General features: G+C 70.6%; 19 protein-coding genes and 1 riboswitch. Of the genes, 13 read left to right on the top strand and 6 right to left on the bottom strand.

Features of this window, described 5'->3' with window-relative positions:
• Positions 1-10: 10 nt before the first annotated feature.
• Both rpsR and rplI read left to right on the top strand, forming a co-directional pair.
• Positions 11-250, top strand: a complete 240-nt coding sequence (gene rpsR, locus ACYVGD_RS14060; RefSeq protein WP_460744402.1) for a 30S ribosomal protein S18 — start codon at positions 11-13, stop codon at positions 248-250.
• A gap of 14 nt (positions 251-264) precedes the next feature.
• Entirely contained in the window at positions 265-714 is a 450-nt protein-coding gene (gene rplI, locus ACYVGD_RS14055; RefSeq protein ID WP_460744401.1) for a 50S ribosomal protein L9, read from the top strand.
• Positions 715-1,035: 321 nt separating this feature from the next.
• Here the strand turns inward: rplI and ACYVGD_RS14050 are convergent, their stop codons facing one another.
• The 3 genes from ACYVGD_RS14050 to ACYVGD_RS14040 form a co-directional block, all read right to left on the bottom strand.
• Positions 1,036-2,316 (bottom strand): MFS transporter, encoded by a 1,281-nt coding sequence (locus tag ACYVGD_RS14050; RefSeq protein WP_460744400.1) that lies wholly within the window; start codon positions 2,314-2,316, stop codon positions 1,036-1,038.
• Positions 2,313-3,488 (bottom strand): acetylornithine deacetylase, encoded by a 1,176-nt coding sequence (gene argE, locus ACYVGD_RS14045; RefSeq protein ID WP_460744399.1) that lies wholly within the window; start codon positions 3,486-3,488, stop codon positions 2,313-2,315. The genes ACYVGD_RS14050 and argE overlap by 4 nt, the downstream gene beginning before the upstream one ends.
• A 96-nt stretch (positions 3,489-3,584) precedes the next feature.
• Positions 3,585-4,898, bottom strand: a complete 1,314-nt coding sequence (locus ACYVGD_RS14040) for an MATE family efflux transporter (RefSeq protein ID WP_460744398.1) — start codon at positions 4,896-4,898, stop codon at positions 3,585-3,587.
• A gap of 197 nt (positions 4,899-5,095) precedes the next feature.
• Here ACYVGD_RS14040 and ACYVGD_RS14035 point away from each other — a divergent pair, with 197 nt between their 5' ends.
• Complete coding sequence (locus ACYVGD_RS14035; RefSeq protein ID WP_460744397.1) at positions 5,096-5,719, top strand: hypothetical protein; 624 nt, start codon at positions 5,096-5,098, stop codon at positions 5,717-5,719.
• Between the two features lie 94 nt (positions 5,720-5,813).
• On the opposite strand, the gene ACYVGD_RS14030 is transcribed toward ACYVGD_RS14035, so the two are convergent.
• The gene (locus tag ACYVGD_RS14030; RefSeq protein WP_460744396.1) at positions 5,814-7,016 is read right to left on the bottom strand and encodes an MFS transporter; all 1,203 of its coding nucleotides are present in this window, start codon (positions 7,014-7,016) and stop codon (positions 5,814-5,816) included.
• 85 nt (positions 7,017-7,101) lie between these two features.
• A riboswitch (TPP riboswitch) is annotated at positions 7,102-7,206 on the top strand.
• Positions 7,207-7,240: 34 nt separating this feature from the next.
• On the opposite strand from ACYVGD_RS14030, the gene ACYVGD_RS14025 reads away from it, so the two are divergent.
• From ACYVGD_RS14025 to ACYVGD_RS13995, 7 genes are all read left to right on the top strand, one after another.
• Positions 7,241-7,873: an ECF transporter S component gene (locus tag ACYVGD_RS14025; protein WP_460744395.1), complete on the top strand. Its 633-nt coding sequence runs from the start codon at positions 7,241-7,243 to the stop codon at positions 7,871-7,873.
• A 5-nt stretch (positions 7,874-7,878) separates the two neighbouring features.
• On the top strand, positions 7,879-9,369 hold the full coding sequence (locus tag ACYVGD_RS14020; RefSeq protein WP_460744394.1) for an ABC transporter ATP-binding protein: 1,491 nt from the start codon (positions 7,879-7,881) through the stop codon (positions 9,367-9,369).
• On the top strand, positions 9,366-10,133 hold the full coding sequence (locus tag ACYVGD_RS14015) for an energy-coupling factor transporter transmembrane component T family protein (RefSeq protein ID WP_460744393.1): 768 nt from the start codon (positions 9,366-9,368) through the stop codon (positions 10,131-10,133). Before ACYVGD_RS14020 ends, ACYVGD_RS14015 begins: the two co-directional genes overlap by 4 nt.
• Positions 10,130-10,609: a nucleoside/nucleotide kinase family protein gene (locus tag ACYVGD_RS14010; protein ID WP_460744392.1), complete on the top strand. Its 480-nt coding sequence runs from the start codon at positions 10,130-10,132 to the stop codon at positions 10,607-10,609. The genes ACYVGD_RS14015 and ACYVGD_RS14010 overlap by 4 nt, the downstream gene beginning before the upstream one ends.
• Positions 10,610-10,770: 161 nt before the next feature.
• Positions 10,771-10,968: a helix-turn-helix domain-containing protein gene (locus tag ACYVGD_RS14005; protein ID WP_460744391.1), complete on the top strand. Its 198-nt coding sequence runs from the start codon at positions 10,771-10,773 to the stop codon at positions 10,966-10,968.
• A complete protein-coding gene (locus tag ACYVGD_RS14000; RefSeq protein ID WP_460744390.1) occupies positions 10,958-12,142 on the top strand; it encodes a type II toxin-antitoxin system HipA family toxin in 1,185 nt (394 codons plus the stop codon). Before ACYVGD_RS14005 ends, ACYVGD_RS14000 begins: the two co-directional genes overlap by 11 nt.
• A gap of 37 nt (positions 12,143-12,179) precedes the next feature.
• The gene (locus ACYVGD_RS13995) at positions 12,180-12,389 is read left to right on the top strand and encodes a hypothetical protein (RefSeq protein ID WP_460744389.1); all 210 of its coding nucleotides are present in this window, start codon (positions 12,180-12,182) and stop codon (positions 12,387-12,389) included.
• A gap of 36 nt (positions 12,390-12,425) precedes the next feature.
• On the opposite strand, the gene ACYVGD_RS13990 is transcribed toward ACYVGD_RS13995, so the two are convergent.
• Positions 12,426-12,767 (bottom strand): hypothetical protein, encoded by a 342-nt coding sequence (locus ACYVGD_RS13990; protein WP_460744388.1) that lies wholly within the window; start codon positions 12,765-12,767, stop codon positions 12,426-12,428.
• A 335-nt stretch (positions 12,768-13,102) separates the two neighbouring features.
• On the opposite strand from ACYVGD_RS13990, the gene ACYVGD_RS13985 reads away from it, so the two are divergent.
• From ACYVGD_RS13985 to ACYVGD_RS13975, 3 genes are all read left to right on the top strand, one after another.
• Entirely contained in the window at positions 13,103-13,264 is a 162-nt protein-coding gene (locus ACYVGD_RS13985) for a hypothetical protein (protein ID WP_460744387.1), read from the top strand.
• Between the two features lie 86 nt (positions 13,265-13,350).
• Complete coding sequence (locus ACYVGD_RS13980; RefSeq protein WP_460744386.1) at positions 13,351-13,839, top strand: hypothetical protein; 489 nt, start codon at positions 13,351-13,353, stop codon at positions 13,837-13,839.
• 115 nt (positions 13,840-13,954) lie between these two features.
• Entirely contained in the window at positions 13,955-15,208 is a 1,254-nt protein-coding gene (locus tag ACYVGD_RS13975; RefSeq protein ID WP_460744385.1) for an endonuclease, read from the top strand.
• 160 nt (positions 15,209-15,368) lie between these two features.
• Here the strand turns inward: ACYVGD_RS13975 and ACYVGD_RS13970 are convergent, their stop codons facing one another.
• Positions 15,369-16,670, bottom strand: coding sequence for a YibE/F family protein (locus tag ACYVGD_RS13970; RefSeq protein WP_460744384.1), 1,302 nt, complete (start codon positions 16,668-16,670; stop codon positions 15,369-15,371).
• Positions 16,671-16,725: the final 55 nt, after the last annotated feature.

Here is a 16,725-nt window from a genome sequence, read left to right as displayed (position 1 = left end):
GAGCACCATAATGGCCGCACCATCGCGCAAGACGATGAAGCCCAAGAAGGTCGTCCCGATGAAGTCGACGCGTATCGACAACGTCGATTACAAGGACATCAACACGCTCCGCAAGTTCATCTCCGAGCGTGGAAAGATCCGTGCCCGTCGCGTCACCGGTCTTTCCGTCCAGGACCAGCGCAAGGTCGCCACGGCGATCAAGAACGCGCGCGAGGTCGCCCTGCTGCCGTACGCCTCTGGCGCCCGCTGAGAAAGGAGACACGCATGAAGCTCATCCTGACTGCTGCTGTCGACAACCTCGGCATCGCTGGTGACATCGTCGAGGTCAAGGACGGATACGGCCGCAACTACCTCCTGCCCCGCGGGTTCGCCATCCAGTGGAGCCGCGGCGCCGAGAAGCAGATCGAGGGCATCAAGCGCGCTCGTGACGCCCGCGAGGTCCGCAACAAGGACCACGCCAACGAGCTGCGCCAGCAGATCGAGGGTCTGACCGTCGAGGTCCAGGCCAACGCGGGCGAGAACGGCAAGCTGTTCGGCGCGGTCACCGCCGCCGACGTCGCGACTGCCGTCAAGAAGGCCGGTGGCCCGAACATCGACAAGCGCATGGTCGAGATCGTCAAGCCGATCCGCACCACTGGCGCCCACACCGTCGGTGTGAAGCTCCACGACGCCGTGACCGCCCACTTCCCAGTGGAGGTCGTCTCCTCCAAGTGAGGTGACACACGCGTCTGAACCGGCCGGTCCCCCAGGGGCCGGCCGGTTCGGCGTCCGATGGTCCCGTGCTGGCCATGCTCGGGACTGCAGCGGGCATACCTGCACAGCGGCTGGGTCGACGAGACGGGCGAACCTCATCGCCGACAACATCGAGCCGATCCGGAACGACGAGGACCTCCGCGCGGGCCTGTCCAGCGCGTCCGGGATGGAGCGCGAAGCGGATCATCGCCGACGTGGGCGGCCGCCTGAGGCTGCCTGAGGACATGAGAAGGCCCGGTCTCCGAGGGAGACCGGGCCTTCTTGCCGCGTACCGAGGCGGCGTCAGCGCTGCTTGTAGACCAGGCGGGAGATGAGCACGCCGATCAGCGACAGCACGCAGGCGCCCACATAGTAGAAGCCGGGGGCGGTCTTCAGACCGGTGGTGCCGACCAGCCAGGTGAGGACGAACGGCGCACAGCCGCCGATGATCGCGACGCCGAGCGAGTAGGCGATCGTCATGCCCGAGGTGCGCACCTGCACCGGGAACAGCTCAGACAGGAGCGCAGGCATGGGGGCGAAGTACAGGCACATCAAGATGCCGACGATGATCTCGCAGATCGTCAGCGTCATGATCGACGGGTTGGCGTTGAGGATGAGGAACAGCGGCCAACCGGCGATGGCACCGATGATGGTCGCCACGATCATGATGGTCGACGGGCCGACGCGGTCGGCCAGCTTGCCGACCAGCGGCGAGCCGATGAGCGTGATCACACCGGCCGTGACGGCACCGGGGAAGGCCGCCCAGGCCGGAAGGCCCAGATTCTTCACGGCGAACGACGGCAGGTAGGTGATCAGGTAGACCGACATCGTCGCCATGGCGATGGTGCAGAACGCTGCGACGAGGCGGCCCGAGTGCTTGCCGAACAGCACGGCCAGCGGGGCGTGCTCCTTCTCGGCGGCCTCGAACTCGGGGGTGTCGGTCATCTTGGTGCGGACCCACCAGCCGACCGGGCCGATGAGCAGGCCGATGGCGAAGGCGACGCGCCAGCCCCAGGACAGCAGGTCCTCCTTGGGCAGCAGTGAGGTCACCAGCCACGAGACGCCGGCGGCCATGAACATCGAGATGCCCTGCGTCGCGACCTGCCATGACGCGTAGTAGGCCTTGTTCTTCTCGGCGTTCTCCGTCATGAAGGCGGTGGCCGAGCCGAACTCGCCACCGGCTGAGATGCCCTGCAGGATGCGGGCGATGATGAGGATGATGGGCGCGGCGATGCCGATGGTGGTCTGGCCCGGCAGCACGACGATGATGAAGACGCCGATGGTCATCAGCAGGATCGTCAGCGACAGGGCGGCCTTGCGGCCGTGCTTGTCGGCGTAGTTGCCGATGAGGACGGCACCCAGGGGACGCACCGCGAACGTGATGGCGAACGTCGCCCAGGTCATCAGCTCGGCGGCCAGCGTCTTGCCCGGGTAGAAGACCGCGGTCATCGTCGTCGCCAAGAAGGCGAACAGGATGACGTCGTACCACTCGAGGGCGTTGCCGAGCGACGCAGCGACGACCGCCTGGCGAGCCCGCTTGGGGTCGTGTACGCGCGGGGTCACCGCGGGGGAGGCAGAACTCATGCGTGGGATTCCTTGGATAGATGGGAGATGAGGCGTTCGACGAACGCCTCGCAGGCGATGAGCTGGTCGAGCTCGACGAATTCGTTGGCGGTGTGGGCCTGGGCGATGTCGCCGGGACCGCACACGATGGTCTCGATGCCAGAGCCGGAGAACTGCCCGGCCTCGGTGCCGTAGGTGACCTTGCCCTCGCTGGGGTGGCCACCGAGCGCGGCGCCCAGCGACACGGCCTCGGCGTCCATCGGGGTCTCGAGGCCCGGCACCATGGCGCGTACCCACCACTCGACGGACGCGACCTCGTTCTCAGCCTTCATCTTCGTCTCGAGCTCGCGGGCATACGCCTCGATCTTCGAGGCGATGGCGTGGGCGTCGAGCTCCGGCAGGGCGCGGAACTCGAACTCGATGCGGGTCTGGTCGGGCACGGTGTTGCCGGCGATGCCACCGTGGATGATGTTGACCGACGCGGTCGAGTGGGAGATCGGGTACGCCTCGTCGAACGGCCCCTCGGACTTCCACGAGTCGGCCAGGTCCCGGATGAAGCAGACCAGGCGTGCGGCGTACTCGATGGTGTTGACGCCCTGGGCGGTCAGCGACGAATGGGCCGCGAGGCCGTTGAACGTCACGACGAACGAGTTGATCGACTTGTGGCCGGTGATGACCTGCATGGTCGACGGCTCGCCGACGACGCACGCACGCGGCGCGAGACCGAGGTTGGCGATGTCCTTGACGATCTGGTCGCCGCCGATGCAGCCGACTTCCTCGTCGTAGGAGATCGCGAGGTGGATCGGCTCCGACAGCTCGGCCTCCACCATCTCGGGCAGCATCGAGACGGCGACGCCGATGAAGCCCTTCATGTCGCAGGTGCCGCGCCCGTACAGCTTGCCGTCGCGCACCTCGGGGGTGAACGGGTCGGAGTGCCAGTCCTGGTCGTCGACGGGGACGACGTCGGAGTGGCCCGACAGCACCACGCCGCCGGACGTGGTGCCGTCGGCCGCCGGCACGGTCACGATCAGGTTCGCCTTGTTGCCCTCGGGGCTGGGGAACACCTTCGGCTCGAGCCCGAGGCGCCGGGCCTCCTCGGAGATGAGGTCGATGACGGGCATGTTCGAGTCACGGCTCGTCGAGTCGATGCTCACGAGCTTCTTGACCCATTCGAGGGAGCGCGGTTCAGACATGGAAACCATTCAACCCTGTGACACACCCGTTTGGGGGGTGGTCCAGCCCTCGGGCGTGTTCAAGGAGCTGGTGGTGGACCCCGATCCGCTGGGGGGTCAGGCGCCCAGACGCATCCACGCGTCGCCGCGGGCGCGTACGCCCAGGGTCACCAGGCGCGCCAGCATGAACACCGCGTACGCCGCCCACAGCCAGACCACGCCGGCGTGCAGATGGTCGACGAGCAGGGCGACGGGCACGTACGCGGCGGTGGCGACGACCCCGGCCAGCGCGAGGTAGCGCGCGTCCCCCGCGCCGATGAGCACGCCGTCGAGCACGAACACCACGCCGGCGACAGGCTGGAGCGCCGCGACGACGAGCAGCACGGCGGCGACCGTCGCCTGCACCTGCAGGTCGGGGATGAACAGCGGCGCGATCAGGCCCCGGGCGAGCGCGATCACCGCGCCGAGGACGACGCCCCAGCCGATGCTCCAGCGGACCATCATCGACGTCAGCGACCGGGTCGTGGCGGTGTCGGAGGCGCCGAGGTGGCGGCCGACCACGGCCTGCGCGGCGATGGCGATCGAGTCGAGCGCGAAGGCGAGGAACGTCCACAGCGAGTTCACCACCTGGTGGGCCGCGAGCCCGCGCGCGCCGGTGTGGGCGGCGACGACCGAGGTGGTGAGGACCGCGGCCTGCAGGCTGAGCGTCCGCAGCAACAACCACACGCCGGCCTGCGCGGTGGCGCGGATCCCGGCGGGTCGCACGGCCACGCGTACGCCCTCGCGGCGGGCGCCGCGCAGCACCACCGCGCCGAGCACGGTGGCGGCGACAATCTGCGCGAGCAGGGTGCCGTACGCGGACCCACGGATGCCGAGCTCCAGCACGTGTACGAGCACCAGGTTCAGCACGATGTTGACGAGGTTCACGCCGACGGCGACGTACAGCGGCGTACGCGTGTCCTGCATGCCGCGCAGCACGCCTGTCGAGGCCAGCATGACCAGCAGGAACGGGAAACCGAACGACGCCACCTGCAGGTAGGCCCAGCCCTGGTCGACCACGGCCTCCGGCGCCCCGTACAGCGTGAGGACCGGTCGCCCGAACAGCTGGAGCGCGGCCGTGATGACCACGCCGAGCCCCACGGCGAGCACCATCCCGTCGATGCCGCCCTCCAGGGCGCCCGCGCGGTCGCCGGCGCCGAGGCGGCGCGCGACGGCGGCCGTGGTGCCGTACGCGAGGAACACGCTCAGCCCCGCCAGCACACCGATGACCGACGCCGCCAGCGACAGGCCCGCCAGCGGGACCGCACCCAGGTGGCCGACGATCGCCGAGTCGGCCATGAGCAGCAGCGGCTCGCTCACCAGCGTCGCGAACGCCGGCACGGCCAGGGCGAGGACCTCGCGGCGGTGCTCGGCGGGTGCGGGGCTGGTCACAAGGATGGAGCGTATCCCGGGCCACGGCCCCTGCCCCTGTTCTCCGAGCGGGCGCCGGCCCCGGCCCTGTTCTCCGAGCGAGCGCCAGCGAGACGAGGAGCCGTTGTCCACAGCTCTGTCCCCACTTTGTGCACAAATCACACGCGTGTAGTTCGCCGTCGTCGCATAGAGTCGCGCCGTTCGATGAAAGGACCCCCATGCGTACGCTGCTTCCCCTCCTGCTCGTGCTGCCGCTGGCGGCATGCGGTCAGCAGACCGGCTCTCAGCCGTCCGGAACCCAGGCCCCCGCAACCCAGACCCCCGCAACCCAGGCCCCCGCCACGTCGCAGCCGGACGAGCCGACGTCGGTCCCGCCCGCCGGGGACGCGACGGTGACGCCGACCCCGCGTGCGTCGGGTGGTCCCGCGCCGAAGGCAATGGTCAAGGGGACGCTCGTCGACTACCGGCCCACCGGTGACGCGGGCGCGGAGGTGCGTACGGACGCCGACGCGGACCGGTTGGGCGATGCCCCGGCCGACTTCCGCGCCTACCTGAAGACTCGGCTGGCGGAGCAGGTCGCGGAGGTGGGTGCCGAGTGCAGACCCAGCGTGGGTGTCACGCTCGTCGACACGCGCGGCTTTGCGACCGGCAACGTGTCCGGTTGCGGTGGCGCAGCAGTCGCCTGGGCGAAGGTCGACGGCACGTGGCGCGAGGTCTGGGGAGGCCAGGAGCTGGCCCCGTGCGGCCCCTTCCGCGAGGTGAGATTCCCCGCCGAGGTCTTCCGCGAGGGGCTCGGCGCGTCGTGCTTCGACAACGGTCAAGAGGTCACGTACGCCCCCTGACCCAACCCCGAGTCCCCACAACAGGCCGAGAACTCCACAACAGGTCGTGCAACGCCTGTTGTGGAGTTTTCGGCCTGTTGTGCGTGGCGGGAGGTCAGACGCGACGGCGGGGGATGAACCGGGGCGTCCAGTACGCCATCCAGGCCGCGCCGACCAGTCCGATGGCGCCGATCACGGCCAGGGCGGCCCCGAGGGATGCGGTGGCGATCACGGCGCTGGCCAGCGCAGGAGCGGCCAGGTTGCCGGTGGCGGCCACGGACTGCCACCAGCCGAGGAACCGGCCGCGGCCCTCGACCGGTGCGAGGTCGACGCCGATGGTCTTCACGATGCCCGAGCCGACACCGTCGCCGAGCCCGACGACCAGGGCGCAGATCACGAACCAGGTGGGACCGGTCGACTGCGGCAGCGCCACGAGACCCGCGGCCATGAGGACCAGGGACGTCACCACGACCGGCATGCGCCCGAGACGGTCGAGCGCGATGCCGGCCGGCCAGAACAGGAGCAGCTCGAACGCCGCGGCGATCCCGACGACGAGCGCGACGAGGTGGTCGGACAGGTGCAGACCGCGTGCACCCCACAGCGGGATGAGCGTCTCCTTGGCCGTGCGCAGCGCGGCGAGGGTGATGATGCCGAGCCCGAGCAGGACCAGCCCGTGCAGCGCCCGCCGGCTCGACACCTCGGTGGGCGGGGTGGGTCTCACCGCGGAGGCCGGCGTACGCAGATGGCGCACGATCAGCGCGAGCGAGGCCGCGGAGACCAGGGCGCCCACGCCGAACACCTCGGCCGGTCCCCACAGCGCCATGATCCCGGCGGCGACGAGCGGGCCGAAGACGCGACCGATGCGCTGGGCGGCGCCGAACGTGTTCATCGCGCGCCCCAGGTGCTGCGGCGCGGCGAGGTCGGCGACGAGTCCCTGACGGGCGATGCCCCACACGGACTCGGCGAGGGCGAAACCGGTCAGCGCGGCCACCATTACCCAGCGGGCTCCCGGCAGATCCGTGGCCGTCGTCGCCCATGCCGCCAGCAGGCCGGCGATGCCTACACCGGTGGTGACCGCGAGCGCCGTCCGCTCGCCCAGCCCCTGCACGAGATAGCCGGCGGCCGCCGAGGCGACCACGGTGACGGCTCCCAACCAAGTGCCGATCAGCGCGACCTGGGCCTCGCCAAAGCCCAGCCGGAGCGCCAGCAGGATGTATGCCGGAACGAGCGCCGCGGCACCCGCCGCGAACGTGATGGTGGGCACATAGACCGGCCACAGCAGCGCGCGGAGCGTCTGGCTCGGTGTCGGGTCGGTCATGGCTCCCATTCTGCCACGGCATATATCGACGTCAAGTATCTTGACCCCAAGATAAATCCGGGTGTGGTAACCGGGGTAGTGTGTCCTCTCAGAACACGGGAGCCCGACCGGGCTGAGAGGAAGGCGCACGCCTTCGACCGTCGAACCTGATCCGGATAATGCCGGCGCAGGGAGGCCTCTAACGCCAGCGATGGCGACCCGTGCCCATGCAGGAAGGGGCACACATGTCTGAACGCACCGAACCCACCGTCGACGAGACCACGCCCGCCCACAGCGGCGGCCGCGCCTGGCGCGTCGTCGACATCGTTGTCTGCGCTGTCCTCGGCGTGGCCTGTGGTCTGATCTTCTTCGGCTGGAACTCCGTCGGCATGTCGGCCTTCACCGCGCTCGACGCGCTCACCCCCGGCATCGGCGGCCTGGCCGCGGGCGTCTGGTTCCTCGCCGGCCCGCTCGGCGGCCTCATCATTCGCAAGCCCGGCGCCGCTCTGTTCGCCGAGCTGCTCGCCGGCTTCGTCTCGATGGCGCTGGGCAACCAGTGGGGCTGGACGACCATGTACTCCGCCTTCGCCCAGGGACTCGGCGCCGAGATCGTCTTCGCGGTCTTCGCCTACCGTCGCTGGAACGTCATGGTCGCGGTGCTCGCCGGACTGCTGGCGGGCCTGGGTGCCTGGGTCAACGAGTTCATCCTCGGCAACCACGCCAAGGGTGCGGAGTTCAACGCGATCTACCTCGTCTGCACCGCCCTGTCCGGCGCGGTGCTCGCCGGCCTGCTCGCCTGGGTGCTCATGCGCGCCCTCGCGTCCGCCGGTGCGCTCAACCGCTTCGCGGCCGGCCGTGAGGCGCGGGATCGCGCCTGAGCACCATGCCGTACGCCGCCCCCGCGCCCCTCGGCGTCGCCGCGCAGGGGTGGGGCTGGCGCCATGCCGGCCGCAGCCGCTGGGCCGTCGCCGACCTCGACCTCGTCGTCGAGCCGGGGGAGCGCGTACTCCTGCTCGGTGCGTCCGGCGGGGGGAAGTCCACGCTGCTGCAGGCGCTCGCGGGCGTCCTCGGCGGCGCGGAGGAGGGCGACGAGGCCGGACGCCTGCTCGTCGGCGGCAAGCACCCCACGCGCCGCCGCGGCCAGGTCGGGCTCGTCCTGCAGGACCCCCAGTCCCAGGTCGTGCTCGCCCGCGTCGGCGACGACGTGGCCTTCGGGCTGGAGAACCTCGGCGTCCCCCGCGACGAGATCTGGCCCCGCGTACGCGCCGCTCTCGACGAGGTCGGCCTGCCCGTCGACCTCGACCGGTCCACCAGCGCGCTGTCTTCGGGACAGTTGCAGCGGCTCGCGATCGCCGGGGCGGTGGCGATGGACACCGCCCTGCTGCTGCTCGACGAGCCCACCGCCAACCTCGACGACGCGGGCGTGGCCGAGGTCCACGACGCCGTCGCCCGCGTGGTCGCCGACCGCCGCACCACCCTCGTCGTCGTCGAGCACCGCGTCGAGGGCTGGCTCGACCTCGTCGACCGCGTGGTCGTCCTCGCCCCGGGCGGCGGCCTCCTGGCCGACGGGCCGCCGGAGCGCGTGTTCGCCGATCACCGCGACGCCCTGCTCGCCGCAGGTGTCTGGGTGCCGGGTGCGCCCGTCCCGCTCGACCCCCTCCCCGCCCCGACCGCAGACCCCGAGGTGCTCCTGACCGGTCACGACCTGACCGTCGGCCACCACGGGGTCCCCGCCCGCACCGACGCCCACGTCGCCGTCGCCGCGGGTTGTTCGACCGTCGTCACCGGGCCCAACGGCTGCGGCAAGACCACGCTCGCCCTCACGCTGGCCGGGCTGCTCCCGCCGGTCGCGGGTCGCGTCGAGGCGGCCGTACGCCTGAGGCCGCCCGGCCGCCGTATCGGCTGGTTCCGGCGTACGCCCGACCGAGCCGTCGACCCAGCGCGCTGGGCCTCGCGCGACCTGCTGACCCGCATCGGCACCGTCTTCGCCGAGCCGGAGCACCAGCTCGTCGCCACGACCGTGCGCGAGGAGCTGGCCGTCGGCCTGCGGGCGCTCGGCCGCACCGACGTGACCGCCCGTGTCGACGAGCTGCTCGCCATGTTGCATCTCGAGGGTCTCGCTGGCGCCCACCCGTTCACGCTGTCCGGCGGCGAGAAGCGGAGGTTGTCCGTCGGCACCGTGCTCGCCACCGCCCCCGAGCTCGTGTTCCTCGACGAGCCGACGTTCGGACAGGACCGCTCCACCTGGCTCGACCTCGTGCGGCTGGTCCAGTCGCTCGTTGCCGACGGCCGCACCATCGTGTCGGTCACCCACGACGAGCGCTACCGCGCGCTGCTGGGCCAGCGCCGCCTCGCCCTGGAGGTCCAGGGATGACCGCGCTCGACCGGCTCAACCCCGTCACCCGCATCGGCATCGCCGTGGTGCTGTCGCTGCCGCTGGTGCTGACTCTCGACTGGTTGTCGGCCACGGTGGCGCTCGTGCTCGTCGTCGTGGCCGCACTGGCCTGCGGGTTCGGCCCCCTGCGGATCGCGCGGTGCGTGGCACCGCTGCTCGTGGTGGGTCTGATCGGTGCGGTGTCGATGGCCCTGTACGGGCAGCCGAGCGGGCGGGAGCACCTCCACTGGCTCCTGATCCGCGTCACCGACGGGTCGCTGCTTCTCGCCCTGGCCGTGTTCATCCGAATGCTCGCCCTCGGCCTGTCCGCGGTGTTGCTGCTCGGCTCGGTCGATCCCACCGACCTCGGTGACGGCCTCGCCCAGGTGCTGCGCCTGCCGTCGCGGTTCGTGCTCGGCGCGCTCGCCGGCGTGCGCATGCTCGGGCTGTTCGCCGACGACTGGCGCACGCTCGCCCTGGCCCGTCGCGCCCGCGGGCTCGGCGACACCGGCCGCGTACGCCGCTGGTTGTCGATGGCCTTCGCGCTGCTGGTGCTGGCGATCCGCCGGGGGTCACGGCTGGCGACCGCGATGGAGGCCCGCGGCTTCGGTGCGACCGGCCCCGACGCGCCCGTGCGGACGTGGGCCCGTCCCTCGGTGCTGCGCCCGCGCGACGCGGTGGCCCTCGTCGTGGCAGCGGCCATCGGCGCGGTGTCGATCGCGATCGCGATCCGGTTCGGCACGTTCCACGGGGTGTGGTCGTGACCCGGCACGTCACGGTCGTCGACGGCGGCTCCGGCTCCGGCAAGACGACGTACGCGCATGCGCTCGCCGAGCGTGGACGTGCTGCCGGCCACCACGTGCAGGTCGTCAGCCTCGACGCGTTCTACCCCGGCTGGTCCGGGCTCGCCGAGGGCTCCCGGATGGTCGTGGACGACGTGTTGCGCCGCGGCGGCTACCGGCGCTGGGACTGGGAGCGCGACGCACCCGGCGAGTGGGTCACACTCGACCCGGCCGCCGACCTCGTCATCGAGGGCTGCGGTGCGCTCACCCCTGCCTCCGCCGCGTACGCCGACTGCACCGTCTGGCTCGAGCTCGACGCCGCCGAGCGCAAGCGCCGCGCGCTCGCCCGCGACGGCGACGCCTTCGCGCCGTGGTGGGACCACTGGGCCGCGCAGGAGGCCGAGCACTGGCGTACGCATGACCCCCGTGCACTCGCCGACGAGATCATCGAGGTCTGAGCGGCACGATCGTGCCTGTCTGGCCGCTCGATCCCGGTGTCAATCTGTCCCCGAGGGCGATTCGGCACGATCGTGCCGAGATTGCTTGCCGAGGCGGGGTGATCGGCGCATACTGGACGAAACCGGCATGATCGTGCCGGACCGGAGGGGTGGTCATGGGCATGACAGAACGACTGCGTGAACGTCGGGTCGCGCTTCACCTGACCCAGGGCGAGCTCGCTGACCTCGCCGGTGTCTCCGAACGGTCTGTCCGCGCGCTCGAGTCCGGCAAGCCCACCGCGCGGCTCGACACCCTCCAGGCCGTCGCCGCCGCGCTCGGCCTGCGGCTGGTTCTCGAGGAGGTCTGGCGTGCCGACTGACCCGCGTACCGTCCGGCGCGCCGTCGTGCGCAAGGCCGGTGTGCCCGCGGCGCTGCTGGAACGCGACGACGACGGCGTCACGTTCGCCTACCTGCCCGAGTACGCCGGTCCGCCCGTCGCCACCACCCTCCCCCTGGACGCCCCGCCGGTGAGGCGCCCCGCAGGATCGGTCCCGGCCTTCTTCGCGGGCCTGCTCCCCGAGGGGCGACGGCTCACCGCCCTGCGTACGCATGTCAAGACCTCCGCCGACGACGAGCTGAGCCTGCTGCTGGCCGTCGGCGCCAGCACCATCGGCGACGTCACCGTGGTGGCCGAGGGTGACGAGCTCGAACCGCCCCCCGATCTGGTGGCCGATGACGACTTCCGCTTCGCCGACCTCCTGGCCGAGACCGGTGTCGTCGACCGCGTCGGGTTGCCCGGCGTCCAGGAGAAGGCCTCCGGGGCGATGATCTCGCTGCCGGTGCGCCTCGGCGGGGTGGCCGCCATCGTCAAGCTCGACCCGCCCGAATATCCGGGGGCGACGGTCAACGAGGACTACTTCCTCCGTCTCGCCCGGCGGTTGCGCATCCCCGTGGCCCGCGCCGAGCTCGTCCACGACCGCGACGGGCGCGCGGGGCTCGTGGTCGAACGGTTCGACCGGGTCGCCACCGCCGACGGCGTCGCGTCCCGCGCGGTCGAGGACGTGTGCCAGCTGCTCGACCGATTCCCCGCCGACAAGTACGCCATGACCGGTGAGGACCTCGGCGCCGCGGCCACAGGGGTGTGCGCCGCCGCCCCCGTGGCGGCCCGGGCCGTCCTCACCCAGGTGGCGTACGCGTGGCTCACCGGCAACGGTGACCTGCACGCGAAGAACCTGTCCGTCCTGCAGGAGCCGTCGGGGGAGTGGCGCGTGGCGCCGGTCTACGACATCCCTTCGACGCTGGCGTACGACGACCAGACGATGGCCCTCCCCGTGGGCGGCCGGCGCGACGGGCTCACCCGGCGCCACTTCACCGCGTACGGCACCGGGATCGGCCTGCCGACGCGCGCCGTCGACCGCACCCTCGACGAGGTGCTGGAGGCGACCGTTCCGATGCTCGACGACCTGCGCGACGGGGCCCTCGGGCTCAACCGCAACGCCACGCAGACACTGGTGCGGCGCCTGGCCCGCAGGCGACGCGACCTGGGCGGCTGACTCGGCTCAGTCCTCGTCGAGGCTGGCGAGGAAGTCCTTGCCGCGCTGTGCGCTCACCCCTGCCTCCGCCGCGTACGCCGACTGCACCGTCTGGCTCGAGCTCGACGCCGCCGAGCGCAAGCGCCGCGCGCTCGCCCGCGACGGCGACGCCTTCGCGCCGTGGTGGGACCACTGGGCCGCGCAGGAGGCCGAGCACTGGCGTACGCACGATCCCCGGGCGCTTGCCGACGAGGTCGTCGAGGTCTGAGCGGCACGACCGTGCCGCGTCTCCTTCGCCGGACGGTCACAACAGTGCCGAGACCGCGACGGGTACGACCACCAGCAGCACCGGCACCAGGAACGACACCGTGGCGAGCACGAACCCCGACCACGGCCGGGGACGCAGCAAGAGTCCCAGCGGCACACATGCCACGAGCCCCAGCAGCAGCGCGGGTACGCCGACCGCGGTGGCGCCCAGGGCATACCGACCCCGGTCGGAGCTGACCATCGTCCCCTGCGGCCACGGGGCGTCCGAGAAGGCGAAGGCCGCGAGCACGGCGCCGGCCACAAGGGCGACGACCCAGCAGACGACGGTCAGCATGAATGCGACCCGACGGGAGCGGCGGGGTGTGCTCTCGGTCTCCATGCGGCGAATTCTCCTCTCCCCGGGGTCGACAGCGGCGAAGGGGCGGCTGGATACTGCGGTTCTACCGATCAGTCAGGAGACTTCCGTGTCCCACCACCCCCAGTCGCCGGCGACGAACGGGGGGAGTGCCGCAGTCGCACCCCCGGTCAGCACCGCGCGGGCCATCGCCAACACCATCAAGGGCTCGTTGGGCAACCTCGTCGAGTGGTACGACGTGTACGCATACACCGTCTTCGCCAGCTACTTCGAGGCCAAGTTCTTCGACCCCGCTCCGCGCCCTCGGCGTCGGCCTGGGCTACGGCCTCGCCAACTCCGTCTTCGGCGGCACCGCGCCGATGATCTACCAGTGGGCCAAGGACTCCAAGCAGGTGCCGATGTTCATCGTCTACGTGACGGTCTGCATCGCGATCTCGCTGCTCGTCTACGTCTTCGCGCTGAAGAACAAGTCCGAGACCCACCTCGACCGCGAGCAGGGCCACGCGTACGACCGCGCCTGACCTGTCACACCCCTGACGCCACGGCACCGGAGACCGGTGCCGTGGCGTCGTTCATGTGGCACGCTTCTCCCAAGGGGGGGGGCGAGATGGACGTCGTGGTCGGCTATCGCAAGGTCAGCGGGGGGTCTGCGGGCAGGATCGTGGGTGGAGTGGTCGGCGCGGTGGGCCTGCTGCTGGTCCTCGCCGCGGTCGGTGGCTTCGTGGCGGGGTTCCATCTGCTGCTCACCAGGGAGATCGGCCACGCCCTGTCGGCGATCATCCACGGCGGGCTCGGCCTGTGCCTGCTCGTGGTGGGCATCGTGGTGGCTACGACCACGGGTTCCAAGGCCGCGAAGATCGCCGCCCCTCGAGGCGTGGCGTGGGTGCTGGAGCGCGGCGGCGTGATGGTGCCACTGCCCGGTCGCGACGTACGCATTCCTTGGAGCCAGGTGCGCTTCGAGCCGACGACGGTGGCGGGCAAGCCCGGCGTACGCGTTCTCGGACCCGGTGTCGACCAGGCCTACCCCGCGGAGGGGCTGAGCATGGGATTCGAGCAGATTGACGCCGAGGCGCGAAGGATCGCATCGGGGCGCTGAGCCCTTTGTGGAACGATCCGCGTGATCGCGCGTGACCGGGGCGCGGGGCGCTGCGTAGCGTCGTGCCCGGTCCGCACTCCCGGGCTGCACCCCGCAACCATCCAGAGGACTCCCTATGCCCCTGAACGTCAAGGGCGCGATCGCCGCGATCGCTGCCGCCACCGCAACCATCGCAGGTCTCGGCCTGTCGCAGGCCCAGGCCGCCGGTCAGGTGACCGTGGCCCAGGCCATCTCGAACAACACCGGCACCAACACCGTCACCGGCTATGTCGTCGGCCAGCCGACCTCCACGTCGACGGTCGTCCGCTCGGGCTTCCCGAACGACTACGCGCTCGCGCTGGCCGACTCCCCGACGGAGACGAACACCAGCAAGATGCTCTACGTCCAGATCCCGTCGGCGTTCCGCGCCGCCAACGGGCTGAAGTCGCATCCCGAGCTGCTCGGCCAGAAGATGTCGATCACCGGTTCGCTCGGTGACTACTTCTCCCACCCGGGCATGAAGAACCCGACGGCGTTCGTGCTCGCGGGCTACGCCACACCCACCCCGTCGAAGACGGCCACCGCCACGCCGACGCGCACTGCTACGGCGACGCCGACGGCCACCCGTACTGCCACGGCGACGCCGACGGCCACCCGTACGGCCACCCCGACGCCCACGAAGACCGCACCCGCCCCGGGCGTGCCGACGGGTTACTACGCCTCGGCCGAGGGCAAGCAGGGTGACGCGCTGAAGGCCGCGCTGCACGAGATCATCAAGAACAACGACAAGCTGTCGTACGCGCAGGTCTGGGACGCCCTCAAGGACACCGACGAGGACCCGAACAACAAGAACAACGTGCTACTGCTGTACACGGGCCGCTCGCAGTCGAAGTCGTCGAACGGCGCCGGCGCGAACGACTGGAACCGTGAGCACGTGTGGGCGAAGTCGCACGGCAACTTCGGCACCGCGACCGGGCCGGGCACCGACATCCACCACCTGCGTGCGACGGATGCGTCGGTGAACTCGACGCGCTCGAACAAGGACTTCGACATGGGCGGCTCCCCGGTGTCGGAGGCGCCCGGCTGCTTCACCGACTCGGACACGTTCGAGCCGCGTGACGAGGTCAAGGGCGACGTGGCGCGCATGATCATGTACATGGCGGTCCGCTACGAGGGTGGCGACGGCTGGCCGGATCTCGAGCTGGCCGAGACGACCAGCTCGGGCACGAAGCCCGTCCATGGCAAGAAGTCGGTCCTCCTGGAGTGGAACCGTCAGGACCCGGTGAGCGACATCGAGCGCCGCCGCAACGACATCATCTTCACCAAGTACCAGCACAACCGGAACCCGTTCATCGACAACCCCGGTTACGCCGACCTGATCTGGAAGTGAGCGTGCCGGCCACCCCGCCCGCGCACCGCTGACCTTCGTCGCAGCCCCGCGGCGACTCACACAACAAGAGCGTGAGCGGCCGCGGGGCTTCGACGACTGCGACAACGGCAGGGGACTCCGCGCGTCGCGCGCGAGCTGGGAACAGCGGGCGCGAGCCGGATCACTTGTCGTATTTACCGATGTCCAGGAGCTTGTCGTTGGGGCCGGCGGTGGGGGCGCCCTCGGGGGCGAGCTCGATCTCGCCGCGGGTGCCCTTGGAGGCGCTCACGACGGCGACGCCGACGGCGGTGGTGAGCGGTACGGCGAGGACGAGCCCGATGGATCCGACGAGGGTGCGCAGGATCTCGCCGGCGAACATCTCGGTCTGGACGACCTCGAGCGCGGGCCGCTGCATGATCGTGATGAGCAGGAACGTGCCGAGGGTGGCACCGGCGGTGGCGAACGCGATGGTGTAGACAGTGGAGGCGATGTGGTCGCGGCCGATGCGCATGGCACGGCGGAAGAGGTTCTTGCCGTCGGGGTCGGCGGAGGCGAGCTCCCAGACGGCGGAGGCCTGGGTGATGGTGACGTCGTTGAGGACGCCGAGGCCGGCGACCATGACGCCGCAGAGCACCACCGATGTGAGCCTGAGGTCGGGTGCGATGGCGGCGAGCTGGAGGTCGTCCTCGCTGGCGACGCCGGTCAGGTGGGCCCACTTGGTGGCGACGAATCCGAGGATGGCGGAGACGATGAGGCCGAAGAGTGTGCCGAGGAGCGCTGTTGTCGTTCTGGCTGAGAAGCCGTGGGCGGCGTACAGGACGACGAACATGATGGCGGAGCCGCCGACGAGGCCGACGAGGATGGGATTGGACCCGGACACGAGTGCCGGGAACATGAATTTCACCATGATGAAGGCGGCGAAGCCGAGGCCGATGAGTGACAGGAGACCGCGCAGGCGGGCGACGACGACGACGGCGGCGACGAACAGCAGGGTGAAGACGAGCAGGGGCGTGGTGCGTTCGAAGTCGGCGAACTGATAGGCCGGTGGCATGCCTTCGCTGGGTACGCGGTAGAGCTTGACCTTCTGGCCGGCCTTGACGCCGGAGGCGTACACGGGTGCGGTGAGGTTGATGTCCTCGACGACCTGCCCCTTCTCTGGTCCCTCGAGCACCTCGACCTTGGCGTTGCCGCAGACCTGGCCCTGGGCGCCGGGGACGGAGCCGGCCAGGCCGTCGCAGTTGATCTGTCGGATCTCGGTGATGCGGCCGCTGGGGACGGTGAGTCCTTCGACGGTCGGTGCGGCGTACGTCGACATGCCCTGGCGGATGTGGGATGCCGTGTTGGTGGGCCACATGACGATCAGGGCACCGAGCGTCCAAACGGCGATCGGGATGAGTGTGATGACCATCAACCGCAGCGCGCGGCGTTGACGGGCTTCCTCCTCGGGCGTGCGGACCGTCGGCGTTGTGTGCGAGTGGGACACGATCGTTGACCTAGTCTTGTTCGATATGAACGAGTCGGGGACAGAGGCAGTGCAT

It is taken from the genome of Mariniluteicoccus endophyticus (assembly GCF_054780035.1).
Note: the sequence above shows the minus strand (reverse complement) of the source record. Positions and strands in the feature narration are given on the sequence as shown.